Source organism: Bernardetia sp. (assembly GCF_020630935.1).
Taxonomy (GTDB): Bacteria; Bacteroidota; Bacteroidia; order Cytophagales; family Bernardetiaceae; genus Bernardetia.
Window position 1 is genome coordinate 25,350 of sequence record NZ_JAHDIG010000016.1, and the last position, 25,697, is coordinate 51,046.

17 protein-coding genes are annotated in these 25,697 nt (G+C 33.8%); 9 read left to right on the forward strand and 8 right to left on the reverse strand.

The window, feature by feature from the left end:
- Positions 1 to 67: 67 nt before the first annotated feature.
- On the reverse strand, positions 68 to 643 hold the full coding sequence (locus QZ659_RS06470) for a Crp/Fnr family transcriptional regulator (protein ID WP_291723718.1): 576 nt from the start codon (positions 641 to 643) through the stop codon (positions 68 to 70).
- A gap of 15 nt (positions 644 to 658) precedes the next feature.
- Positions 659 to 1,849 (reverse strand): AIR synthase related protein, encoded by a 1,191-nt coding sequence (locus QZ659_RS06475; protein WP_291723721.1) that lies wholly within the window; start codon positions 1,847 to 1,849, stop codon positions 659 to 661.
- A gap of 141 nt (positions 1,850 to 1,990) precedes the next feature.
- Between QZ659_RS06475 and QZ659_RS06480 the strand changes: the two genes are divergently transcribed.
- A complete protein-coding gene (locus tag QZ659_RS06480; protein ID WP_291723724.1) occupies positions 1,991 to 2,794 on the forward strand; it encodes an AraC family transcriptional regulator in 804 nt (267 codons plus the stop codon).
- A 94-nt stretch (positions 2,795 to 2,888) separates the two neighbouring features.
- Positions 2,889 to 3,965 (forward strand): serine hydrolase domain-containing protein, encoded by a 1,077-nt coding sequence (locus tag QZ659_RS06485; protein ID WP_291723727.1) that lies wholly within the window; start codon positions 2,889 to 2,891, stop codon positions 3,963 to 3,965.
- Between the two features lie 89 nt (positions 3,966 to 4,054).
- Here the strand turns inward: QZ659_RS06485 and QZ659_RS06490 are convergent, their stop codons facing one another.
- Together QZ659_RS06490 and QZ659_RS06495 are read right to left on the reverse strand one after the other, a co-directional pair.
- Positions 4,055 to 4,264 (reverse strand): PLDc N-terminal domain-containing protein, encoded by a 210-nt coding sequence (locus QZ659_RS06490; RefSeq protein ID WP_291723731.1) that lies wholly within the window; start codon positions 4,262 to 4,264, stop codon positions 4,055 to 4,057.
- Between the two features lie 98 nt (positions 4,265 to 4,362).
- Positions 4,363 to 7,380, reverse strand: coding sequence for a WD40 repeat domain-containing protein (locus QZ659_RS06495; RefSeq protein WP_291723734.1), 3,018 nt, complete (start codon positions 7,378 to 7,380; stop codon positions 4,363 to 4,365).
- A gap of 285 nt (positions 7,381 to 7,665) precedes the next feature.
- Here QZ659_RS06495 and QZ659_RS06500 point away from each other — a divergent pair, with 285 nt between their 5' ends.
- From QZ659_RS06500 to QZ659_RS06510, 3 genes are all read left to right on the forward strand, one after another.
- Positions 7,666 to 8,424, forward strand: coding sequence for an SAM-dependent methyltransferase (locus tag QZ659_RS06500; protein WP_291723737.1), 759 nt, complete (start codon positions 7,666 to 7,668; stop codon positions 8,422 to 8,424).
- A gap of 131 nt (positions 8,425 to 8,555) precedes the next feature.
- Entirely contained in the window at positions 8,556 to 9,050 is a 495-nt protein-coding gene (locus QZ659_RS06505) for an NUDIX domain-containing protein (RefSeq protein WP_291723740.1), read from the forward strand.
- 105 nt (positions 9,051 to 9,155) lie between these two features.
- Positions 9,156 to 12,350: a two-component regulator propeller domain-containing protein gene (locus QZ659_RS06510; RefSeq protein WP_291723743.1), complete on the forward strand. Its 3,195-nt coding sequence runs from the start codon at positions 9,156 to 9,158 to the stop codon at positions 12,348 to 12,350.
- Between the two features lie 89 nt (positions 12,351 to 12,439).
- Here QZ659_RS06510 and QZ659_RS06515 read toward each other — a convergent pair whose 3' ends face one another.
- Together QZ659_RS06515 and QZ659_RS06520 are read right to left on the reverse strand one after the other, a co-directional pair.
- Positions 12,440 to 14,497, reverse strand: a complete 2,058-nt coding sequence (locus tag QZ659_RS06515; protein ID WP_291723746.1) for an OmpA family protein — start codon at positions 14,495 to 14,497, stop codon at positions 12,440 to 12,442.
- Between the two features lie 439 nt (positions 14,498 to 14,936).
- On the reverse strand, positions 14,937 to 16,022 hold the full coding sequence (locus QZ659_RS06520) for a complex I subunit 1/NuoH family protein (protein WP_291723749.1): 1,086 nt from the start codon (positions 16,020 to 16,022) through the stop codon (positions 14,937 to 14,939).
- A gap of 466 nt (positions 16,023 to 16,488) precedes the next feature.
- Here QZ659_RS06520 and QZ659_RS06525 point away from each other — a divergent pair, with 466 nt between their 5' ends.
- The 3 genes from QZ659_RS06525 (at position 16,489) to QZ659_RS06535 (ending at position 19,043) form a co-directional block, all read left to right on the forward strand.
- Positions 16,489 to 17,601: a hypothetical protein gene (locus QZ659_RS06525; RefSeq protein WP_291723752.1), complete on the forward strand. Its 1,113-nt coding sequence runs from the start codon at positions 16,489 to 16,491 to the stop codon at positions 17,599 to 17,601.
- 160 nt (positions 17,602 to 17,761) lie between these two features.
- Positions 17,762 to 18,280 (forward strand): DUF2147 domain-containing protein, encoded by a 519-nt coding sequence (locus QZ659_RS06530; RefSeq protein ID WP_291723755.1) that lies wholly within the window; start codon positions 17,762 to 17,764, stop codon positions 18,278 to 18,280.
- A 544-nt stretch (positions 18,281 to 18,824) separates the two neighbouring features.
- Positions 18,825 to 19,043 carry a hypothetical protein gene (locus QZ659_RS06535; protein WP_291723758.1) on the forward strand — a complete coding sequence of 73 codons (219 nt, stop codon included), beginning with the start codon at positions 18,825 to 18,827 and terminating at the stop codon, positions 19,041 to 19,043.
- 87 nt (positions 19,044 to 19,130) lie between these two features.
- Here QZ659_RS06535 and QZ659_RS06540 read toward each other — a convergent pair whose 3' ends face one another.
- Together QZ659_RS06540 and QZ659_RS06545 are read right to left on the reverse strand one after the other, a co-directional pair.
- Entirely contained in the window at positions 19,131 to 20,639 is a 1,509-nt protein-coding gene (locus tag QZ659_RS06540; protein WP_291723761.1) for a Do family serine endopeptidase, read from the reverse strand.
- Between the two features lie 378 nt (positions 20,640 to 21,017).
- Positions 21,018 to 21,173, reverse strand: a complete 156-nt coding sequence (locus tag QZ659_RS06545; protein ID WP_291723764.1) for a hypothetical protein — start codon at positions 21,171 to 21,173, stop codon at positions 21,018 to 21,020.
- Between the two features lie 382 nt (positions 21,174 to 21,555).
- Between QZ659_RS06545 and QZ659_RS06550 the strand changes: the two genes are divergently transcribed.
- A complete protein-coding gene (locus tag QZ659_RS06550; protein ID WP_291723769.1) occupies positions 21,556 to 25,686 on the forward strand; it encodes a two-component regulator propeller domain-containing protein in 4,131 nt (1,376 codons plus the stop codon).
- Positions 25,687 to 25,697 lie beyond the last annotated feature (11 nt).

Consider the following 25,697-nt stretch of genomic DNA (forward strand, 5'->3'; position numbering starts at 1 on the left):
ATTCAGTATAAGTTTTTATTGAAAATACAAAATTGTGAAATCCTAAAGCCATTTCCATTGATTCAAATCAAGAAATGCGTTTTCTAATCCTGCTCAAAGTTTCGGGCGTAATTCCTAGATAAGAAGCAATATGGTATTGAGGTATATGAAGTAGCCAATTGGGTTGGGAATTCATTATGTCAAGATATAATTCTTCAGCCGTATTAATAAAATGATTAAACTCCTCAGCTTCTTTTTGAGCCACTACTCTTTGAAAAATAGTATTTACAAACTCTTTTCCACAGTCATACTTATCAAGAAATACTAAAAAATCTGTTTTTGACAGTGTTCTGATTTCAATATCAGTCAAACACTCTTGATTTTTTCGTGTATCAGATGAATGCATGAATGAAAAGAAGTCTGTTATAAATCCTTCTTGTGTGTAAAAATTAATATTTTTCTCTTTATCCTTTGTAGAATAATACTCTCTGACAATACCCTTATCTAAGAACCTTAGCTCATTTTCAATAGCTCCGTTTCTTAAAATAATATCTCCTTTTTTATATGACAAACTATTAAAAGCATTCGTAAACTCCTCCAATCCTTCCTTATTAAAAGGAAATTCATTGGCAAAAAATAAAGATAGTTTATCTGCTTTTTTCATTTCTGATATCTTAGTTTAATAAACAAACTCTCCATGAGCCGAAGAAATGGTCAGTTTCTTGCCTTCATCTGCATTTTTTTCTACTCGCCCTATGATTTTTGCATCAATACCAAAAGATTTTGAAATATCAATAACCGTTTGAGCATGTTCTTTGGGAAGATAAATCTCCAAACGGTGTCCCATATTAAAAACTTGATACATTTCTTTCCAATCCGTTTTACTTTCCGATTGAATGAGCTTGAAAAGTGATGGCGTGTCGAATAAATTATCTTTTATGATGTGAAGGTTTTGAGCATCGTCTATGAAGTGAAGAATTTTGGTTTGCGCTCCACCAGAACAATGAATCATTCCGTTTATATGCTCTCTAATTTTACTCAAAAGTTCTTTCACTACTGGCGCATACGTGCGTGTAGGCGACAAAATCAGCTTTCCAATATCTACCCTAACGTCTTTTGGCAGGTTTTCATAAATATCTGTTAGGCTTCTCGTTCCACTATACACTAAATCTGTAGGAACAGCATTATCAAAACTCTCTGGGTATTTCTCTGCATATTTTTTATTCAAAACATCATGCCTTGCAGAAGTTAAGCCATTACTTCCCATTCCTCCGTTATATTCTGATTCGTAAGTAGCTTGCCCGAAAGACTCCAAACCTACAATTACGTCGCCTTCCGAAATTTTATCTGTGCTAATTACTTCGCTTCGTTTCATTCGTGCCGTTACGGTGCTATCGACGATAATGGTTCTGACTAAATCGCCTACGTCTGCCGTTTCTCCTCCTGTACTGAAAATGGTTATGCCTTGCTCTCTAAGATTTTTTAAAAGCTCTTCTGTTCCGTTGATGATAGCTGCTATGACTTCACCTGTAATGAGATTTTTATTACGTCCGATGGTAGAAGAAAGTAAAATATTATCTGTCGCTCCCACACAAATCAAATCATCTACATTCATAATGACAGCATCTTGTGCAATTCCTTTCCAAACCGACAAATCACCAGTTTCTTTCCAATACAAATATGCCAAAGATGACTTTGTACCTGCACCATCTGCGTGCATAATGTTGCAATACTCTTCATCTGCTCCCAAAATATCTGGAATAATCTTACAAAATGCTTTTGGAAAAATTCCTTTATCAACAGATTTAATAGCTGCGTGTACATCTTCTTTTTGGGCAGAAACGCCACGTTGTGCATAACGAGAGGACATAAATTGTGATTTATGATTTTAGAATGTAGAATTATTATACAAAAGTCTGAAAATAATAGGGTTTGTGCAAAAGAGAAACGTATTTTTATCTTCCTCTACAGTAACAAATAACATATTGAGGCATAACTCGTATCTTTATGTATGAAAATCTTAACTTCTGGCAAATATTATGGAGCAAAAGAAGCTGAAATTAATATCAGTAAGCTCATCTTGTCAGAATACGATTATTTGTCTGCTCGTACGGATTGGCACTACCACGAAAACCCGTACTTTATGTACGTCTTGCAAGGTAATCTGTACGACACAAATAAAAAGAGAACTTCACATTGCCAAGCAGGAAGTCTTATTTTCCATAACTGGCAAGAAACGCATTATAACGAAAAAGCAACTACAAAAGCAAGAGGTTTTCATATAGAATTTCCTAGAATTTGGTTTGAGCAAAAAAAACTAGACCACAACCTTTGGGAAGGTAGTAGGCTCATAAACAATCCAACATCACATCATATTCTTGCCAAACTCTATTTTGAGTTTAAATGTGGAGATAAATACTCCCCACTTTCTACTGAGCTTTTGGTGCTTAACCTTTGTGAAAGCATAGAAAAAATTGAATTTTCTGAAAAGACAAAACAACCCAATTGGATTGATATACTACGACAAATCCTCAACGAAGATACAGAAGACCTTAGTCTTACTTCTTTGTCTGATAAATTAGGAATCCACCCAGTTCATATTTCAAGAGCTGTTCCTAAATATTTTGGAAGCTCATTGGGAGATTATATTCGAAGGCAGAAAATAAAAAAAGCAGTGGGTTTGATTTTCTCAAAACAATACTCTCTTACTGAAATTGCTTATTTGTGTGGCTTTTCAGACCAAAGTCATTTTATACGTACTTTTAAAATGTATTTGAACAGCACTCCTCATCAGTTTAGCAAACAGATTTTATAATAAAATTTTTGGATGTTAATTTGGTTCTATTTTGTCTAAAAATAAGCCTTTAGATTTACAGTTTTAAATCAGTTATCATCAAATAAAAGTCTGTATGTACAAAAGTATTGTAACTCTATTCTGTTATTTCTTTATTATTCAAGCATTGTTTGCCCAGTTAGATTTTTCAGCAGAACATATTAGTTCTAGTTCTTATTTTTCAAAATTGGATAGCACTATTTTAGCAGGAAAGTACGAGCAAATCACAAGCATATTGGTAGCCAAAAATGGAAAAGTTATTTTTGAAAAATACTATAATGGTTCTGATTCTAATTCCACTCATAATACTCGTTCGGCTACCAAAACAATGGCTACTCTGCTCACAGGTATTGCCATAAAAAATGGCTATATTCAATCAGAAAAAGATAAGATTTTCAAGTATCTCAAACACAAGTTGCCTGTTCAGAATCCAGACAAGAGAAAAGAAAATATCACAATAGAAGATGTCTTGACGATGAGTTCGGTAGTAGAATGCAACGATTTTAATAGTTTTTCAAGAGGCAACGAAGAGAGAATGTATTTGATAGAGGACTGGACAAGTTTTTATCTTGACTTACCTATTCGTGCCTATACTTTCAACCCAAAACCAAAAGAGCAGCCTTACGGAAGGTCGTTTAGTTACTGTTCGGCTGGTGCAGCAACGATGGCAGAAGTTGTGCAATCTAGCATAAGAATGAAGTTAGATATATTTGCTAAGAAACATCTTTTTGCCCCTTTAGGCATTGAAAATTATACGTTACATTATACACCACAAAACACACTCAACACAGCAGGAGGAAGCGAATATAGAAGTAGAGATTTTTTAAAAATTATTCAGATGTGTTTGAATGGAGGAAAATGGAATAATCAGCAAATCATAGAAAAATCGTGGTTAGAAAAAGCCACTACACCCAAAGTACAAGTTTTCGAAAATATGGAATATGGATATTTCTTTTGGCTCAAACGTTTTGGACAAGATAAATTGTATAAATCTTTCTATATGTCTGGAAATGGAGGACAAAAAATCTTAGCCTTGCCAGAGCTTAATATCAGTGTAGTCATCACAACAAAAAATTATGGCAATCGAAATGCCCATAACTATACAGATGAGATAATGAACAATTTTGTTGTGCCAGCTATTGAGCAAAAATAGATATAGTTCAATCACAAACATTTTATGTAAAAAAAATGCCCTAAGTCTTAACTTGGGGCATTTTTGAATATAATGACTTTTATTTTGATTTAGTCTCCTAGTAAAAGATAAAGTATTGGACCAAGAAGAGGTAAGAAGAAAATAGCTAAAGACCAAAGCACCTTCGTACTCATAGCACTAGCAGAAGTCCAAACTCTGTAAAAACAATATACTATTAAAATAAGGTGAAGAAGTGATAATATACCACCTACACCACTACTCAAAACATTGAGGGCATTTGCTAAAAAAACTGTAAGCATTTTATGTATTTAGTTTAAAAAATGAAAGAAATCAATAAATTTGAAAACCTAGCTTTCTACTTTTAATTTAAAAAACTGACTTCATACAATTATATACGTTATCTAAGCAATAATTGTTTTTCTTCTTGAGTAGAGAGTTGATAAATTTTGTTTTTTTCTAGCCACTTAATGATTCCAAAAGGCGATGTTCTCCAAATTTGCAACTCATCTTCAAAATGCAAAATGATATAGTTTTTATCTGGACTTAATACTGCTTTTTGAAGATTTTCTATTTTTTGATGATACACTCTATCTACTCCCAAAGTAGCAATATAAAAATTATCTTCCGATGATGTCAGAATCATTTCCTTTCCATAGATTGGATTTCCACCTTTTAGAGCCTTCATTCTACGCCCTTTCATATCCCAAAAGTCTGTCCAAAAATCAGAAGCAGAAACCAAATAAGGAGGCTGCCCATTCTGTACAGGAGAAAAGAAAAGAGACGTGATATTGGCACGTTCTAAGCGAGTATCCAACTCATAACCTTGTTGAGTTTCTATATGAAAGATTCTATAAGGTTTCAGACTGCCTGCTATATTTTGAGCCAATCCTAAATGCTTATCATCTTGAGAACAAACCACCTCTGTATTTGGCTTTACTGTTTGGCGATGAACAATTTTTCCCTGCAAATCCAACAAATGAAGTTCATTTTTTTCTGTAATTGCCCAAATAAAACTTCCTTGTTCTGCAAAACCTGCATTTTTATACTGCGATTTTGTAGTAAACAAATTCTTGATTTTGAAAGGTCTGTCTTTAAAAGCCAAGTTAGATTTATCAAATTCATCCAACGTAACGACAAGATTTTTTATACTCAAAACATAATTTTGAGAAGGGTGTAAAAATACTTTATCAGCTGCAAACTCGGCTTTTGCATTTTCATTTTGGTCAGTTAAGCGATAAATATTGCCAGAATAATATACTAATTGTACATCTTTTTCTGCGTTGCTCTGCATCTTTGGAGTAGCATTTTCAGCTATCCATTTTTCTCCTCTTTCCTTATCTGAAAAACGTATTTGTGGTGAAACAGCTCTCCAAAAAGTAATATTATCTACCATTTGAGTAATAAAATAATTTCCATCTTGTGTGAAATAAGGTTCTTTCAGAGGTAAATCTTCTAGTTTCGTTGTTATTTCACTACCATCAGAAAAATGCATGGTACACAACCCTTTTTCAGAAATAGTAGCCCATTTGTTGGTAGCAACGCCCTTGTGCATTGCAAAATAAGCTACGTCTCTTTGCCATAACGTAACCGAATCGTTTTCAAAATAATGTCTTGTAAGCGTATTTTTATCATCGATTACCCAAAAAGAAGTCGAATCTTGAGGAATTATTTTCTTTGGATTTTGAAGTTCTTTTTTAATTTTATTGTTAGAAATATCCCAAACTTTCCATTTTAAATTATTCTCCGAACTACTTTCTTCTGATTTTTTCAGTGTCCTTTCAGTTGATTTTTTTTCTATACTTTTAAGAAGTAGATAGTTTTCAGAAAGCCATTTGGCATGTGTTCCTTCAAAGGTAGAGAGCAAACTTGAGCCTTCCCAAACAGCCACTACACTGTCTTTCGACTCTGTAAAAAGAGTATTTTGGTTGGGCGAAAATCGCATTTTCAAAATTTTGCTACGGTTTCCACTAATCGTATCCAAAACTTCTCCTGATGTTGTCCAAATAAGAGCCATTGTGTCGGCAGCAGAAATCAGTCTTGTATCATCTTTAGAAAAAGAAATCTTAGAAATAGTATCTTTATGCGCCTGCATTTCTAACAAATTTTTCCCATAAACATCTAAAATTTCTACTTTCCCACTTGCAAACCCCACAGCCAAACGATAAGGAAGACTATTTGAAAATGTTATAGTTTCTACTCCTATATTTCTCTCTATTTTCTTTATTACATCGCCTTGCAACGAACGTATAAAAATTGCACTTTTTTCTTTTCCATTCTCAAAATATGCTAACCACTGTCCGTCTGAAGAAACAGTATGATTTGCGTCTCCATTTTTTGATGGATCAGTAGTATCAATAACAACTCTAGCAGAATAATATAGGCTTGGTGTATAAAAATGAGAATATAGCGCACCTTGTGCTGCATGAGTTGGGTATTCTCTTACAGCCTTTTCTATCATTCTGATTGCCTTTGTGGCATCTTCTTTTTGCATATTGTCTCCCAAATACGTCAGAAAATTGGCTTGTTGTTGTCGTGTTTGTATTTTATATGCCTCTGCTTGGCGTTGGTATTCTCTATGTTGTAACCAAAATCCTAGTCCAGCAAGCATTAGAAAAAATGTTAAGAAAAAGATAGTTCTGTATAAATACCTTCTTTGTCTTTTTTTCTGATTTAGTTTTTTAACACTTCTATGATAAAGCTGATTTTCTATATCTGAAAGTGGAGCAAGCTCAAATTTATATTCTTCAAAGAGTTTTATTTCTCTTTCAGAAAGTAATAGTTCTGGCTTAGAAAAGGCTGAAAAACGAGATTTTTGTGATATAATTTTTTTGAAACGTTCAATTTTTTCTTGTTCTGGTGTTTTGGGAGTTTCTTCTTCTTTCTTTGTTTGTAGAAATGTAAAATCAAGTGTGTGTTCGGCACTTGGCTTGACAAACATTGTCGAAGTTGTGTTGGGAAGTTTTCGTGATGCGTAGTTATAGGCTTCTTTTATAGAATTGTTTTGTGCTAGTTGTTCATAAAAATAACTGCTAAAAATGGCATTCTCGTCGTTATCTTGATTTTTAGAAATAGCAATCGTAATGGGCAACAAATGTGCGATAGTAGCCGAAGGAGGAACTAAAATATCTTCTAAAACTAAACACGCCAAATTTGGCATCGTTGAAAGACGGCGAATCAGTTGTTCTATAAAAGTAGAATCATTAAAATCACCTACCCAGTGAAAAATAAATAGCCTTTCACTAAATTCTTTCTCATCCAAACGCTGAAATACTTCTGAAAAAATATTCTCTGATGCCATTATGAGTTCGCACGTCCCTTTACGTTGAGGTGCAGATAGCGAAGCATCAGCAGCCAAAAAAGCTGATTTTTCAGTGGTAGAAGTTAAAAAAACTATTGGTGGATAGGTTTGTTTCATATAAATTTGCAAAATGTATCAATACTCGTGAAAAAGTATTGACCAAATGAAAGAACAGCGTTTTATTTTTTCTACTTTCCCCTTGACAAATAAACACTAGAAAAATATAGTCTAAACTAACTGTTTTTTGCCTAAAAACAAACACAAAAGCACAATTCCCAAACAAATATGTAATCAATGGAATATAATATTGAGATGATTCATTAGGATGTTTTGCCTCTTTTTACTTGATTGACATAAAAATAGAAAAACATATACCCTTTATTTTATACTTATCTTATAGACGTGTCAAATTATAATTCAGATAAAAACAATTCTTCTAATGAGTGGTTCAAAACGTGGTTTGACTCTCACTACTACCACATTCTTTACAAAGACAGAGACGACACAGAGGCTCGTATGTTTATAGACAATATTAGTCTGTACCTCAACTTTTTGCCAAACGATAAAATATTGGATTTGGCTTGTGGAAAAGGTCGTCATTCTATTTATCTAAATCAGAAAGGACTTTCAGTAGAAGGAATAGATTTATCGGAGGAGAGCATTCAATATGCCAAACAATTTGAAAACGAAAGATTGAAATTTACACAACACGACATGAGAGAAGTCTATAAAAGCAATCATTTCGATTTCATTCTTAATTTTTTCACCAGTTTTGGATACTTTCCGACAGACAAAGAAAACCAACAGGCCATTACAGCTATGGCAAAAGGATTACAAAATGAGGGTAGAATTGTATTAGATTTTTTCAACACAAAAAAAGTAATTGAAACGCTTGTAGAATACGAAGAAAAAGTAATTGCAGGCATTACTTTCAAAATATCTAAATCTATTGAAAACGGCTTTATTGTAAAAGACATTAAATTTAAAGACCAAGGAAAAAACTTCCACTTCCAAGAACGAGTAAAAGCTATTCCAGCAAATGATTTTTTACGCTATTTTCGTGATGCAGGGCTTACAGTAGCACGTATTTTTGGAGATTATGACTTATCTGAGTTTGAAGAAGATATTTCTGAAAGAATGATTTTTGTTGTGGAGAAGTAAAATTAGTGATTAGTGATTAGTGATTAGTGATTAGTGATTAGTGATTAGTGATTAGTGAGGAATTGCACTCTGAAATAATTGTTTTGAACTTTAGTCAGTCAATGATAAAAATTCGTAATTCTAATAAAAAAATGGATTCTTCTTTAGAAAAACTGTATGGCAACAAAGTCAGAACACGAGTTTGTGGAATTTGTGTGAATGAAAAGGGGCACTTACTGACTGTAAATATGAGGGGTATTAGTTCTAGTATAGAACAAAACCAGCCTTTTTATGCTCCTGTTGGGGGTGGGGTAGAACTCGGCGAAACAGCTACTGATGCTCTCAAAAGAGAATTTTTGGAGGAAACAGGACTTCATATCCAAATTGATTATTTTATGTGTGTGTATGAGCATGTGCATTTGCCTATCCACGCAGTAGAATTGTTTTTTGCTGTTCGGGCTGTTGGAGGAGAGCTAAAAATAGGCTCTGACCCAGAGCAAGGCAACCAACAAATCATTACTTCAATAGAATATTTAGACTACTCTACTATTTTAGAATTACCTTTTGAACAAAGACATGGTATTTTTAAATATGCCTCTTCCATAGAAAACCTCAAGAAGCTAAGGGGCTATATCAGAACTAATTAGTAACAAAAGTTATGTAATATTTTATAATGTGATGTTTATGTAGAAATAGTATTTGCATTTTAATAAAAAATGAATAGTTTTGATAGTTGTGTTAAATATCAATACATGAAACATTCTTTTGTCTTTCTCTTTCTACTACTGTTCTGCAATTCTGTACAATATTCTCATGGACAGTCTATTGGTTTGCGTCATTATGATGTAGATGAAGGACTTCCACAAGGAGATATTTATGGTATTACACAAGATGAGGATGGTTTTTTATGGATAGCTACAGGAAATGGGCTTTCTCGTTTTGATGGACACGATATGCAACCTTTCACTCAAAACGATGGATTGGCAGATAATTTCATTACTGCTATCGCCTCAGATTCCCTTAGAAATGGAACATGGCTCGGACATCCACAAGGATTGCTCTCCTATCACAACAAACAAAACGATTCTCTTCTAATTATCAATTTGCCAACACAAAACCTACTCAGCAGGATTCAACAAATTTGTGTGGATAGAAAGCAAGTGTGGGCTTTGACGGAGAGAGAGGGCGTTTTCAGAATCAGTTTTGACGATATAGAAAATAATATTGAAAGTCCACAAGAAAACACTTCTTCTTTTGAGTATCAAAGTTCCTATTTTCCTTTAGGAAACTCTCATACAGAAAGATGTAATGTCTTTGAGAAACTATCTAATAATGAGTTTCTGGTAGGTACAGACAGTGGTCTTTTTGTTGCTTCTGTCAAAGACGAAAAATTTATTTTCACACAGCACATTCCAGAATTAAAAGGTATTCAAGTCCATTCCATTACAAGAAAAAAACAAAATCAAATTGGTTTTTGGATTGGCACAAAAAACCACGGAATTTATAATTTTTTCTCTGCCAACGATGTAACAAAGGCGTTTTTAAATAGAGAAGAAATTAGTAATGCAGATATTACCTCCATTTTGGAAGATAAACGGGGTAAACTATGGATAGGAACAAAAAATGATGGACTTTTTAGAGTAGAATCAACAAAAAAAGAGGAAAAAGTTGTAAATATTGAACATTATACACAAAAAAACGGACTGCCTAGCTCTACTATTTCTTGTATTTTGCAAGACTATGAGGGCAGTATTTGGATAGGTACAGAAAACGATGGACTGATTCAGATGCTCAATGAAATGTTTGAAATTTATACTTATACACACGGATTAAAAAGTGAAAATATTTTATCTATTCTTCGTCTAAACGAAAAAAGTCTTCTTTTAGGCACAGACCAAGGCATTACTTCTTTTACAACACAGGAAGATTCAACTACTTTTTCCCCTTACCTTAGCTCTCTATCTCAAGCCTCTGTCCGAACTTTATATAAAGATTCTTTGGGGAAAATATGGATAGGTACAGAAAAAAGAGGACTTTTTATCTACAACCCTACTACCAATTCTTTGTCTTCTGTTAGAGATGTTCCTGACAAGACTATCAATAAAATCACAGCCGATGATGATGGCAATATTTGGATAGCTACTAATTCTTGGGGGCTTTTCAAATATGTTAAGAACGAACAACGTTTCGTACAAATTCTTCCTACCAAAACCGTACAGTTGAGTCGTATTCAAAATATTTATAAAGATAGAGAAAATCGTATTTGGATAGCCTCTTCAGACTATACACTCTCTTATTGGAAAGACGACAAACTTACTGTTTTGGATGCTATTCCAGAGTTTAGCCAAGTAAAAGCTACTTGTTTTGCAGAAGATGCTGAAAACACCCTTTGGATTGGCTCAGAAGGCTCTGGTGTGTTTGCTTATTCTGCTCAAGCAATAAAAAAATATACAACAGCAAACGGATTGGCTTCCAACTATTCCTATTTTATTGCTGCTGACAGAAATTACAATATCTGGATTGGTTCAAGAAAAGGAATTACGAGGTTACGTCCAAAAGATGACTTAGCAAAAATATATCATAAATCTGATGGGCTTATAGGAACAGAAGCCAACAGAAGTGCAGTAGAAAAAGATATGAATGGCGATTTGTGGTTTGGCACAACTAGAGGACTTATCCATTACATAGGACAAAACGACCATATCAATTTAGTTCGTCCAAAAGTTGTTTTGAGTGGTTTTCGTATTTTTGGAGAAGAACGTAATTTCGAAGAAAACTTAGTATTGCCTTATGAAGATTATAGCTTACGTTTTGATTTTAAAACCATTACATTTCGTTATCCAGAAAAAGTAAAGTTCAAATACCGATTAAATGGTTTTGATAAAAACTGGTCAGAAACAACAAGCCAAACTTTTGCTTATTATTCTCATTTAGAAGACGGCGAATACGACTTTGAAGTATTAGCAACTAATGATGATGGAATTTGGGCTAGTACGCCAGCTACTTACTCATTTTCTATTGCTACACCTATTTGGAAAAGAACATGGTTTATAGTTTTTCTAGTATTTTTAGGTTTTATGCTTTTGGTAAGCTATGTTCGTTGGCGAACCAACTCTTTAGAAAAACAAAGACAGAAACTAGAGTTAGAAGTAAAAAAACAAACTAAAAAACTAACTCATCAGAACGAAGCCTTAGAAAACACTAACTCATTATTAAAAGAATCTGAAAACGAACTCTCACAGTCTAATAGCATAAAAGACCGTATGTTTTCAATTATTTCTCACGACTTGCGTTCTCCTTTGGCTACTCTACAAAATTTCTTAAAGATGTTTATTTCATATAGAAATGCGTTTACAGAAGAAGAAATAAACAAAGTAACAAGAGATATTGATAAGTCTTTGAGTAATGTAGGTGACCTTTTAGAAAACCTGTTGCAGTGGTCTAGGGCGCAAATGGGACATCTGGAAACAGAACTACAACCTCTCTTGATTACAGATTATGTTCAGAAAAATATTGAGTTGTTGTTACCCACAGCAAAAAATAAAAAAATAAACTTACAGGTTTCTGAAATCAAAGAAGAGCTTATTGCCGAAGCAGACCCTAACTTGCTCAATTTTATTCTTCGCAACCTTATCAGTAATGCTATAAAATTTACAGAACAACAAGGCACAGTAACAGTAAGCGCAAAACTTGATACCAAAACCGATAAAATGATTCATATTTCAGTCAAAGATACGGGGGTTGGAATGAGCGAAGAAACAGCAAGAAAAATATTTGTCAAATCAGAACACGTTACCACTAGAGGTACAGCCAATGAAAAAGGAACTGGCTTGGGTTTGATGGTTTGTAAGGAGTTTGTAGAAAAACAAAACGGCAAAATTTGGGTAGAAAGCAAAGAAGGAGAAGGTACGACCTTTACTTTTTCTATTAGGCAAGGAAAGATATAATACCAAAATAAAAAGTAAACTACATCTAAAAATCGCATCGGTCAGCCTCATAGAGCAGACTGACGAAACAGAACAAAATAGTTTTTATATTAGTCCAATACTCTCACTTCAATTCTTCGATTAAATTCCCTCCCTTCTTTTTCGTCATCGTTGCTGGCAATCGGACGCTCTTGTCCATAACCATTCGCTTTTAATCTATCTTTACTTACTCCTTTTTCTACTAAGAAATTTATAACAGATTGCGCTCTTTGCTTAGAAAGTGTAAGATTTCCAGCTGCTGTTCCTATGTTATCTGTATGCCCAATTATTTCTAGTGAAATATTTCTATTTTCTACTAAAAATGCTGCCACATTTTCTAATGCTTTATATGATTCCTGCTTCAAAATAGCTTTACCCGCTTCGAAATAAATATTTTTCAAGACAATGCTTTTACTAGAGTTATCTATTAACTTTTGTAGTAATTTCTTATTGACAGAAGATTCATTTTCATTGTAAACTCCTTCCTCTTCTACATACAAATAAGCATTAATTATATAATTCCTAGTATTTCGTTGCGCTAAAAAATACGGATTCAATGCAATTTGGTCTTGATACGCTAATCTGTTTTGATAACGAATTTCCATATCAAAAACTGTTTCTTTATTCTGTCCTGTCAAATAGTTAGAGGAATTTTGAGAATAGGAATTAGCTTTGTTTTTCAAAATTATTGGAATATTAACACTATATTTACCTTCAGCATTTGTTTTTATTTGAAACATTGTACTATCTGCCTTATAATTCTTACTTCTAAGTATAATGGTTGCATCTTGTATTGGATTCTTTTCCAATGTACGCTCACTAAACTGTCCTTGTACTTCTACTGAATCAAAAAAGAACACTTCATAAATATCATCTCCACCTTGTCCTCCAATACGGTTAGAGACAAAATACCCTAACTGATTGGTTCTGCTTTCTGATTCATCAATACTAAAATACAACTCATCTGCAACACTATTTATTGGATAGGGTAAAAGCACAGGTTCTGTCCACGTTTTAGAAGCTGTATCGTATTCAGCCTTAAAAATATCAAAACCTCCTGCTGTATTTTCTCTATTTGAGCTGAAATAAAGTGTATTGTTTCTATCTAAAAAAGGGGTTATTTCACTTGATTTTGAATTGAGTTTAGACAGGATTTTTGGCTCGTCAAAATCACTTTTTTCATCTTCTCTTGTAGCAACAAACAATTCATAATTTCCTTTTGACTTGTAATCGGAAGCAAATACCAATATTTTTTTATCTTTAGATAAGTAAGCATACTCTTGAATACCTTTTTCATTGCTCAAAGTTTGTGAAAAGAGCTCTGGTGTTTGCCAAACCCCTTTCTTACGTTTCAGTATTTTTAAATTGCCATTTTGCGAAATTAGAAATGTTTTATCACTACTGGTAAGCTCATATTTCAAAATCTGTAATACGCTAAATTGCGAATCTAAAGACTCCGATTTGTTCCATTGTTCTATCTCTTTTATTGCTCCATTATCTTCTACTTTAGCATTATAGAGCGTAAAAATTTCGGTGTTGTAACGGTCAGTGATTTTCTCCTTAAATGTTAGTCGGTTACTGCTATACAACAAATGATTTGAAGAAGGTATTTTACTCACCCCAAAATCGTGAAAGGGTGAATTGATATGTTGTCCTAAATTTCTAACTATATAATTTGCAGGAGTCTGATAGAGCTCTAAAGCAACTCTCAAGTTTGTAAGAAGATTATCGTATGTCTTAATTCTATTTTTAGAGTATTCGTTAGCATACACTTTCAATACGTCTAAGGTATTTCCAAACTGTTCGTTTAAAAAATAGGCTTCCGAGAGCCAATAAAAATAATGAGCATCTTCCTTGAGTTCAGACGCATCTACATCTTTAAGTTCTTCTAAGGCTTTTTCTTGTAAATGTAAATGCAATTTACAGAGGGCAGCATAATATTTTGCTTCTTGATTAGATGTATTTTTAGATTTTATTTCTTCAAAATAGTAGAGTGCGCTTCTATATTTTCCTGTTTTATAATCTTCTTTTCCATTTAAGAAATATTCTTTTTCATCGTAGCCTATTTGTGCAATACAAAAAGGAATAGTTACCCAAAATAGTATAATCAAAACTATTATTTGCTTCATATTTTATCAAGTAATTCTTATTCTTCTTCAAAAAAAATTAGAAAGTTCTTGCATTATAAACGTGATAAACGTTTTTTATGATACAAAAGCTATTCTATACGAAAGTAAAGTTTTAAATTATTAAGTAATGATAAATACAGAAATATTTTTTAAAAAGTATGCTCCTAAGATTGTAGGTAGTTCTATGGTGGTTTGTAATCTATTTTTCTTGACACATACTATTCACTTATTTTATAAATACCATTTTAGTCCCCACTTCATATGTTTTATAGTAAGATTACCTGATACAGTTTTATTTACTTCAGCAATATTGTTTTCAATAGGACTTGGTCTAGGAATTTTAATTTTTAAAGTAAAAATAAATTATTTGAAATGGTCTTTAATTGATATAGGCATTGTAATTTTAGTTTTTATTATTGAAAATGTATCTACTATGTATTTATAAAAACACTTTCCAAAAAGCCGTCAAAAGAAGCATTCCAAGAGAAAAAGGAAGTAAATATTTCCAACACATCGTCATCAGTTGGTCGACACGCAAACGAGGAAAACTCCAACGAATCCACATCTGAATCAAGATAAAAATAAAGGTTTTGCTCATCAGCCAAAAAAACGACCAAAGATATGATGAAAAATGTCCGACTTCTCCAGTGGTGTAATTCGCTAACTCAAAACTTCCAATATTCGGAAAAGGACTGTTCCATCCTCCAAAAAACAGAATGCTTGTCAAAAGTCCTATCAAAAGCATCATTCCGTATTCTGCCAACATTAAAAATGCCCATCGCATACCCGAATATTCCGTTTGAAAACCTGCCACTAATTCCGATTCTGCTTCTGGAATATCAAAAGGTGTTCGGTTGGCTTGTGCCAGTCCAGAGATAAAAAAGATAAGAAATACAATAAAGAAAAAAGGCATAGAGATTATGTTCCAAGACAAAATTCCTCCAATAGTTTGTGTTTCTATTCCTAAAAATGAAATACCAAATAAATGTGTTGTGATGTCTGAAAAAATGCCTTGCCTAAGGCTAATTTCTTGCAAGTCTAAAGAGCCATTCCAAACTACCACACAAAGAATGGAAAGACCTAGAGGCAACTCATAAGAAACCATTTGAGCAAGCGAACGTACAGCACCATAGAGCGAAAATTTATTGCTAGAAGCCCAACCTGCCATCAAAATTCCTATTACATCTAAAGCTACAATGCCTAGCCAAATCAAAATTCCTAGTGGCATTTTACTTTCAGAGTTTACAGAGAAAGGAACAATTGCAAACCCTGCAAAAACAGCCATAAAAACCAAAATAGGGGCAAACTTAAACAAAAAACGATTTGTATTTTTGCTTATAACATCTTCCTTAAAAAGCAGCTTCACTACATCAGCAAACGTTTGTAAAAGTCCGAATTTGCCTGTTTCGGTAGGTCCGATACGGTCTTGTATAAAAGCAGAAACTTTTCGCTCTACATAGACTCCCACCAGTGTATTGATGAGGATAAGAGAAAGCGTAAAGATGATTATAAAAATGGTACTCAATGAATGATGGATAATTTAAAAATGAATAATTTCAACTCTGTATAGTAACAGATTTTCCTTGTTTTTCTGTTGTTGTTTTCTACTCTTGTCAGTGTCTCTACCAATGATTCATTTATCCTATCTTAATCTATTGATTTGTTGTTTGGCTAGAAACACGTTTTGCGAAATTTTATTTTTAGTAGTAGTTTTTTAAAGAAATGTTAATATATTAGTGAGATAATTACTAATTCTGAAATGAGTTTTGTTCTTACTTAGAAGTTGTTTAAGAATGGAAAAAAGTAGCTTGAATGAAGTATAGAGTAAATTTTATTTATTATTTCTCGTTCAAGCATTCTGCTTGGACGCACTTTTTCGTCAGCATATGCTGACGAAACGGCAAGCACAAGATGGAATCTTGCGCTAGAAAACCATTCTTAAACAAGTTCTTATTTTAATTATTACAAAATTACACACAAACCTTATAAAAATGAATAAAAGATACCGTTTTTTCGCTATTGCCTTTTTGTGCTGCTTTTGTTTTTGGAGCAGCCCCTTTATAGCAACTGCTCAAGTAGATACAGGCGACGTTATTGAAGCTGACGATGAGCTAGACGAGTTTGACATGGAAGGCTTTGAAGAGGCTGACGATACTGAAATCAAAGTTTTTTGTAACAACAAAATCAATAACCTCAATCCGACTACACTTATTGGTTTGAGTTATGATTTTATGTTTGGTGCAGAACTAGAATCTACCAACTCAGATGATAGCGACAGCACATTTACTTATAATTCTCCTATCAACTTAAATCATGGCGTTCGTTTAGATGCTAATGTTCCTTTAGTTTCTAAAAGTAATATCATTCTGAATGCAACTTTTTCTTACTGGGAAAGTCGTTATGATTTTGAAACCGTAGATAGAAGAGACCCTCTAGCTGTTGCATTGAACAATAATGGTCTTCGTACGGCTACCTTAGGACTTTTGGCTTTCAAACCTTTGGATGAAAAACACTTCTTGATTTTTCAAGCAGCTACTTCACTCAACGGAAATTATACTTTCGGAACTTATGATTTCGGAGAAGTTGAGCCAGACTTTGGCAAGATGAAATATACAGCTTCTGTTCTTTATGGTTGGAAGAAAAGTGATAATCAAAATATTGCTATTGGTATTACTCGTACGTATCGTGGTGGACGTCTGCTACATATTCCTATTTTCCTTTGGAACAAAACCTTTAACAAAAAATGGGGAATGGAATTGTTGTTACCTGCCCGTGGTGGTATTCGTTACAACTTCTCTGCTCTTTCTTCTATCAACTTCGGATATGAATTGGAAGGACAAAGCTATTTATTACAAAACTCTCCTAGTGCATCAGACCTTTTCCCAACAAACAACTACGAACTTAGAAAGTCTGAAATTCGTGGTCGTATTATGCTCAACCAAGCTCTTTCTAGCTTTATTCGCCTAAATTTACAAGCAGGTGTAGCTCCAGCTTATCGCTTCGATTTGGAAGATGATGGTAGTAACGATGGCAACCAAGTTTCTGTGGGAAGTTTAGGCTTACCAATGTATTTCCGTATTGGTCTTAACTTTGTAAGTCCTTGATTTATAATAATTTATTTTACCAAAAACTGTGTTTTTTCGTAACGGCACAGTTTTTGGATTTTTCATATATAAATCAGTTAAATTATTACTTTATACAGTTTATTAAATACTGTTTTTAATTAAAACCTATTCAGACAACACTTTAATTTTAAATCTCATTATGAAAAAACTTCATATCTTATTCATCGCTCTTTTTGCTTCTTTGTTTGTTATGACTAGCTGGACAGCCGTTGAATACTACTCACCAACAGGCGACGAAAGTCCAGGTGATATTTTAGTGGGTAACTGGAAGCCAAGCAATGGACGTTCTGTTATTCGTATCTCAAAAGGCGATAAAGGTAAAGGACAATCTCCAGACAAATATTATGGTCGTATCGTATGGCTCAAAGAAAAAAATAATGATGACGGAACTCCTCGTTTAGACGTAAATAACCCAGACGAATCAAAACGCTCTCAAAAAATATTAGGTATGACAAACATGAGAGATTTAGAGTTTACAGGTACTGCTAATGAGCTAAAGTGGGAAAATGGAAGCATTTATGACCCTAATAATGGCTCTGATTATAGCTTTGAAATGACAATGGACAAGAAAAATACTGACATTGTAGATGGGCGTGGTTATATTGGTGTGTCTATGTTTGGACGTACTGATACGTGGAAACGTCTTGTGAAGAAATAAAAATTATAGCACTCTTATTTTAAAAGATATGCTACTACTACAAAACTCTTTCTATTGATTTAGAAAGAGTTTTTTGTTTGCTTTGTAAGCCTGTGAGGATACAAGTTATCAAAAAACAATTTTTTATTCGAAAAGCTATCAATGTTACAAAATGTAAAATAAATTAGTCAGTTCAGAATCAATTTGAGCTACAACTTTGGTAGCAAGTAAGTAAAGTCTGCTAGAAAGCATAAGACGGCTACCGAAGAAGAACGTGGGAGGATTGAGTAGAGTATGATACTGAACTGTTTTGTGATAGTCTCTGTTGGGGATAGCATACACTAAAAAATATGAAATCAGCTTTTTCCCTTTTAAGTAGTTAGCTGGTATAATTTTGTTATTTTCAAAAGCTAGTGCAATTTTATAAAAAGTTGAATTTTAACTTTGTCAAGGATCTTTTCGAAGAAAAAAACAGACCTTGACAATAGTTTTTATAAACTAAATTGTACTACTCAACTACTTAAAAGGTGCTTTGTATTGAGTTCTAAACCAATACAATAGCATTATGAAAAATAAAAAATCACTCAAAAAAGCCTTTGGAATCAACGAATTTGGAATGATTGATTATCCTATCAAAATATCAAATGTAAGAATATCACGCATACTAAATGGTAATACCAGAGGTTGTTCTTTTTGTTTTCCACACGGATACGAAACTAACAATTCAAAATATGGAAAGTATCAACGTTGTTGGAAAAAGTATAGAAAAACTCAGTTTAAGTAACTGAAATACTACTATTACATAATCAAAAATCTCCTACTTAAAAGTCATTAAGTAGGAGATTTATTCTTATAGATAAAAAACTAAACTTTACATCGCAATCGCAAAAAATCCTCTTCTGCCTGTTGGATGGAAGCCTTCAATCAAAACACCTCCTGTTTTTCCTTCTAACAGACGGATTACATCTGCCGAAGTATCTACTTTTTCTTTATCTATATGCGTGATCACAAAACCTTCTGGCACTCTTGCTTCTTGAAACTTTCCATTTTTAATAGAAGCTATTTTCACACCATTCATTCCTATTTCAGTAGCTTCTTCAGCAGAAATATCTTGAATTTCTATGCCTAAAGTTTCAATTTTCATAAGTTTTCCTGCCTCATTAGTAACCAGTTCGGTAGTTCCCAAACGGTTTTTGAGTTCTACATTTGCACTCTTCTCTTTTCCTGCTCTAAGATAAACTACTTCTACTTTATCTCCTGGACGCTTACGTGCAATGCGCTCTTGAAGCTGTGCTGAAGTATTTACTTGTACGCCATCTACTTCAATGATTACATCTCCTTTTTCTAAGCCAGCCTCTATTGCACCACTATTCTCTGTTACACCAGCAATATAAATTCCACGTACTACAGAGAGGTCTTCTTGTTTGGCAAGTTCTGCTGTAACATCTCTAATCTGAACACCTAAAAGTCCACGCTGAACAATACCATGCTCTTTCAAATCAGCTACTACTTTTTTAACAATAGCTGTCGGAACAGCAAATGAATAACCTGCAAATGAACCAGTAGTAGAAGCAATCGCTGTATTGATTCCAACAAGCTCGCCTTTTGCATTTACAAGTGCGCCTCCACTATTTCCTGGGTTTACAGCAGCATCTGTCTGAATAAATGCTTCAATGCCTAATCCATCTCGGCGACGCAAAATATTGATATTTCTCGCTTTAGCACTCACAATCCCAGCTGTTACAGTAGAAGTAAGGTCAAACGGATTTCCCACAGCAAGTACCCATTCGCCTACTTGCAAGGCATCAGAGTTGCCAAAATCTACGCTTTGTAATTTCTCGTTTGCTTCAATTTTTAAAAGTGCTAAATCAGTGCTTGGGTCTGTACCGATAAGTTCGGCAGTATAACTTTGTTGATTATTCATCACAACATCAATACGAGTAGCATTTTCTACTACGTGATTATTGGTAACGATATATCCATTGTCTTGAATAATTACTCCCGAACCAGAACCCATTCTTACTTCTCCACTATTATTTCTGTTTCTATCTGGCATTTGTTCTCCAAAAAAGTCTCTAAAAAGATCTTCCATAGACTGTTGCTGACGGTTACTCATTTGACTAGGATTTCCAAAAGTCTGGATATGTACTACGGCTGGTGTAGCTCGTTTGGCAGCTTCTACAAAATTGATACTTTGAGGAGAAAACGTCGGACTAACAGGGTCGGGATTACCAAATCCTGTCTGAACAACTGGCTGGTTTGTCGTCGTAAAATTGACTTGCTGTTCTGGTGCATAAAAGCTCAAATAAACACCTAAAGCAACGCCTCCACCCACAATGGCAGAAAGCAGAGCTAGAAAGAATAATCCTATTTGTTTCATAATGTTTTAGTTAGTTTACTTAAATTTTTTAATTGATAGATGTATAAATTTGGACAGTAGATTATTTTGCTATTAACTGCCTTACGTATATTTAGTTCTGAAATTAACTAATTAAGTTACTTAATTCACTGTCTGTATTGCTAAAGTCGTACTAATTCCAAATACTGCCAAACAGATTAACAATTTCTAAGAATCGCTAATAAAAATAAACAAAAAGCAGTCATTTTTTAAGACGGATTATAAAATATAGTGTTAAAAACACTCCTTTAAAATGTCGTTTTGTCAGTCACATAGCCTAAAAATAAGACAATAAAAAAATCCTTACTTTTTTGTAAAGCAAGGATTTTCGATTGTATTTTGTAAGCTAATGTGATAAGACTAGCTATTTATTGCAGAATCTTGAACAGTTGTAGTTGTTTTTTTAGCATAAGTAGGACATGTTTTGTAAGAAGCACAAGAACTAGCCGTAATTACTAAAAGACAACCAATGATTGCTGAAGCTCTGCGAAGATTTTTGATTGAAGTAATTTTCATAGGAGTAGAATTTTAGAAGTATGAAATATCTTTAGTTTGAGTCTGATGATTGCAAACACTAGCATTGCAAAATTACATAAAAACTCCATAACAAATTGTAAGTATATGAAATTTGTTTATTGAACGCTGTTTTGCTCAATTTGTTGTATATTAATGATATAATCAAATTGTAGCAAATAACTTGCCTTTTTAGGGAAGCAACTTGTAAAAAGTAGCTAGTTTACAAATAGTTATCGTCTTTTTTTTCGTCGATTATTTCAGATTATTTACCGAGCATATAGATTGTATGGTGTCTTTATGGCTATAAGTTTGAAAAGTACTGGATAAAAGATACTAAATATCCTATTTCCTACGAGCCTACTCGCAACTAATTATTTGAATCATGAAATTGCTATCTTCTTCTATAAAATTACAAAAGCATTTTAATAGCATTCTATTATTTTTATCTGCTGAATATTTTTTCCTTATACTATTTTTCTTCTTTGGAAATAGCACCTTCTCATTTGCTCAACAACTTTCTTCTCAAAACCTTCAAGTTCAGCAAATGCAACAGGCACAAGCCATGATGAACTTGCGCTTTAAGAAATTCAATTCCGATGATGGACTTGCTCAAAACAATGTTACAACTATATTGCAAGATACTCGTGGCTTTTTGTGGGTAGGTACAGGCGATGGACTTAGTCGTTATGATGGATATGAGTTCAAAAATTATACACACGTTGCAGAAGATTCTTCCTCTCTTTCGGGTGGAATGGTAACAGCTCTACATCAAGATGCTAACGGAGTGCTTTGGGTTGGTACAACAAATGGAATTAATAAATATGACTTCACTCAAGACCGTTTTGTACAATATAGACTAAAAGAAAGTAGAATTTCTAATCTGAATATGCGTACTGTCAGAAGTATCTTTCAAGATAGTTATGGCATTCTTTGGGTAGGAACAGAAAATGGAATCAAGATTTATGATAAACTGAATAATAGCATAGAATATTCTCAAGAATATAATGGCTTGACAGATGCTCCTGTGTTGGCTCTTTATGAAGATTATGACAGTACGCTTTGGGTAGGTACAGAAAGTGGACTTTACCAACTAGATAGAAAACGTAGAGCATTTACTTCTGTATTCATCAATGATGAACAAATTACACAATTTCCTGTCTATACTTTTTTTGAAGATAAAAAGAGAAATCTTTGGATTGGAACACAAGAAGGAGCATTCAGACTGGATGCAAAAAGAGAAAAATTCCAAAAATATTCTACCAAAACTACTCCATATCCTCTTAGCAACGATATTGTAAAAACAATAGCACAAGACCAAAAAGGAGATATTTGGATAGGCACGTACGGAGGAGGAATCAATCGTATTGTTGCCAAAACCAATCAGGTTATACATATTCAAAAAAATGATGCTGAACAATATTCGTTGAGTGATGATATTGTACAAACCATTTATCACGACCGAAGTGGAATTATATGGATAGGAACGTATGATGGATTAAATAAATATGATGAGGAAAAAGAAGTTTTCTACAATTATCCTATTCCATTGCAGTATGTAGCTCACAATTTACAGAAAGAAATATGGGCAATAGAACAAGATTATTTGGGCAATACATGGCTAGGAACAGAAAATGGATTGTATGTTTACATGCCCAAACCTGAATCTACTCAGTGGGAACTTATCAAGATTAGTGATAAAATAGGACTTCGTGGCAAACATATTCTTAGTCTTTTAGAAGATAAAAAAGGAAATTTATGGATAGGGACATTACAAGATGGATTGTATAAATATTCTCTCAAATCGCTTGGTTCGGCTGGTAACTCTACCTCTGAAGCAATTCCTTTTGACCTCACTCAACTTGCTAACAAACCTTCAAAGACTGACCCTCAACTGGCAGAAAATAGTATTTGGACAATGATGCAAGATACGTATAACGATATTTGGGTAGGAACAAATAATGGATTATATGCCATAAAAGACAAATCGGAAGAGGTTCATAAATATACTGAAAGAGATGGTTCTGGCTTGAGTGATAACTCAATTTGGGCATTATTACAAGACCGTTATGGTATTCTTTGGGTAGGAACAAGTAATGGACTAAACCGTTTTAGAAAGCAAAGCAATGATTTTCTTACCTATAATCAAGCTAATGATAATACGGGTGGTTTGAGCAATGGCTATATTGTTACGCTTTTTGAAGATGAAACAGGCGTGCTTTGGGCTGGTACGCACGGAGGAGGTCTGAACCGTTTTCATAAAGAAGCTGATAATTTTACGCATTATACAGAAAAAGACGGATTGCCTGATGGTGTTATTTATGCTATCGAACAAGATAATAGTCGTCATTTGTGGATTAGTACCAACCGAGGACTTTCAAGATTTAATATCGATACACAAGTATTTAGAAACTACGATGCCAACGACGGATTACCTAGTAATCGTTTCAATCATAATGCAGTAGAGAGAACAAAAAATGGAGAACTTATCTTTGGAACAACCTACGGAATTACAGTCTTTCATCCAGATAGCATCAAAGACAACAACTATATTCCACCTGTTTATCTTACAAATCTCAAAATTTTGGGAAGAGATATTCGTGCTAACGACGAGACAGGCATTTTGAGTAGAAATATTGCTCAAACAGATATGATAACCCTTTCTCATGGACAAAATAGCTTTACAGTAGATTTTGTTGCTCTAAATTATCGTCTTCCTAAAAAGACAGTCTATATGTACAAACTAGAAGGTTTCGATGATGAGTGGCACTATACTTCATATAGAAATCATACAGCTTCTTACACCAATTTACCCGAAGGAAGAGAATATATTTTGAGGGTAAAAGCTGCAAATAGTGATGGCTATTGGAATGAAAGTGGCGCAACCTTACGCATTTATATAAAACCTCCTTACTGGGAAGCTATATGGTTTAAAATTGCCTTAGCAATGCTTTTTATGAGTGCGATAGCCTCGTTTTGGTTTTGGAGAAATGGAGAAATGCAAAAGCAAAAAAGTCGTCTTTCATTAGAAGTACATCAGAGAACCAACGAGCTAGAGCAAGAAAAAGAAAAATTACAAATTGCTTATAATGAAATATCTAGCCAAAGCCGTCAGATTTTGGATATGAATGCCGTTTTGAAGCAAAAACAAGCCGAAGTAATGGCACAACGAGACGACCTTTCAAAGCAAAGAAATGAAATAGAAAATTCGTATCAGAATGTTCGTGTACTTTCAGATATTGGTCAGCAAGTTACGGCAACCTTAGATTTTGACCAAATGGTGTCTGTTCTTTATCAGCACGTCAATACATTAATGGATGCTCCAGGTTTTGGTATTGGTGTTTTGAATGAAAAGAGTAATCTTATTGAATTTAGAGGATATTCTGTTGAAGGAAGCCAACTCAATTACGATTTTAATGCTGCGAGAGACAAGACTTTACTTTCTGCTTGGGCAATTCGCAACCAAAAAGAAGTAAAAATAGGAGATTTGCAAAGCGAATACGCCAAGTATGTTGCTGGCGAAGTGGTGGCTGTGGGAAATACCATTCCAAAATCATTGATTTATCTGCCTTTGGCAATCAAAAACCGTCCTGTGGGAGTTTTGACCGTACAATCATTACAAAAAAACACATATTCAGACCGTCATCTGACATTGCTAAAAGGGCTTGCTTCGTATGTTTCTATTGCACTAGACAATATTCACAACTATTCTGAACTGGGCGAGGCTAAAAATTTGATTCAAGAAAGTAGTGTTCGCATTATGGACAGTCTGCGCTATGCTCAAACAATTCAAGAGGCAATTTTGCCAACACAAGATATGTTTGAGAACAATTTTGATGATTCTTTCATTATGTTTCAGCCTAAAGACGTTGTTTCTGGAGATTTTTACTGGCTTAGAGAAATTGATGGTCGTACTTTTATTGCCTCTGTGGATTGTACGGGACATGGCGTTCCAGGGGCATTTATGTCAATGATTGGAAGTAGATTATTAAATGAAATTATTAATGAAGCCAATGTTTTAGAACCAGCCAAAATTTTGGATGAATTGCATGTGCGCCTAAAAAATGCTCTCAAGCAAGAAGACTCTAAAAACGATGATGGAATGGATGTTTCTCTATGTAGAATAGATGCTTTAGAGGAAGATACCCTAGAAAGAGAAATTGTTTTTGCAGGAGCAAAACGCCATGCCGTTTGGGTAAGCAGAGGTGAATCTCATATTTTGAAAGGCGATAAAAAATCTATTGGTGGATGGAGAAAAAACAAAAAACGTCCGTTTATCCAACTACAAATGACAGCTAAAAAAGGCGATGCACTTTATTTATTTACTGATGGAATTACTGACCAAAACAATGTAGCAGGAGCAAAATATGGTTCGAAACGACTACATCAGCTCTTAAATCAGAATGCAGATTTTGATATGAGTGAACAAAAAACTATTTTAGAAGAAGATTTGGCTCGTCATCAAGGAAATCAAAAACAGAGAGATGATATTACTCTTATCGGAATTAGACTATAATTGATAATGGT

Excerpts from the sequence above, each read along its gene's own strand:
- QZ659_RS06470 (WP_291723718.1), bottom strand. The coding sequence starts at position 643 with ATGAAAAAAGCAGATAAACTATCTTTATTTTTTGCCAATGAATTTCCT.
- QZ659_RS06475 (WP_291723721.1), bottom strand. The coding sequence starts at position 1,849 with ATGTCCTCTCGTTATGCACAACGTGGCGTTTCTGCCCAAAAAGAAGAT.
- QZ659_RS06480 (WP_291723724.1), top strand. The coding sequence starts at position 1,991 with ATGAAAATCTTAACTTCTGGCAAATATTATGGAGCAAAAGAAGCTGAA.
- QZ659_RS06485 (WP_291723727.1), top strand. The coding sequence starts at position 2,889 with ATGTACAAAAGTATTGTAACTCTATTCTGTTATTTCTTTATTATTCAA.
- QZ659_RS06490 (WP_291723731.1), bottom strand. The coding sequence starts at position 4,264 with ATGCTTACAGTTTTTTTAGCAAATGCCCTCAATGTTTTGAGTAGTGGT.
- QZ659_RS06495 (WP_291723734.1), bottom strand. The coding sequence starts at position 7,380 with ATGAAACAAACCTATCCACCAATAGTTTTTTTAACTTCTACCACTGAA.
- QZ659_RS06505 (WP_291723740.1), top strand. The coding sequence starts at position 8,556 with ATGGATTCTTCTTTAGAAAAACTGTATGGCAACAAAGTCAGAACACGA.
- QZ659_RS06510 (WP_291723743.1), top strand. The coding sequence starts at position 9,156 with ATGAAACATTCTTTTGTCTTTCTCTTTCTACTACTGTTCTGCAATTCT.
- QZ659_RS06515 (WP_291723746.1), bottom strand. The coding sequence starts at position 14,497 with ATGAAGCAAATAATAGTTTTGATTATACTATTTTGGGTAACTATTCCT.
- QZ659_RS06525 (WP_291723752.1), top strand. The coding sequence starts at position 16,489 with ATGAATAAAAGATACCGTTTTTTCGCTATTGCCTTTTTGTGCTGCTTT.
- QZ659_RS06530 (WP_291723755.1), top strand. The coding sequence starts at position 17,762 with ATGAAAAAACTTCATATCTTATTCATCGCTCTTTTTGCTTCTTTGTTT.
- QZ659_RS06535 (WP_291723758.1), top strand. The coding sequence starts at position 18,825 with ATGAAAAATAAAAAATCACTCAAAAAAGCCTTTGGAATCAACGAATTT.
- QZ659_RS06540 (WP_291723761.1), bottom strand. The coding sequence starts at position 20,639 with ATGAAACAAATAGGATTATTCTTTCTAGCTCTGCTTTCTGCCATTGTG.
- QZ659_RS06545 (WP_291723764.1), bottom strand. The coding sequence starts at position 21,173 with ATGAAAATTACTTCAATCAAAAATCTTCGCAGAGCTTCAGCAATCATT.
- QZ659_RS06550 (WP_291723769.1), top strand. The coding sequence starts at position 21,556 with ATGAAATTGCTATCTTCTTCTATAAAATTACAAAAGCATTTTAATAGC.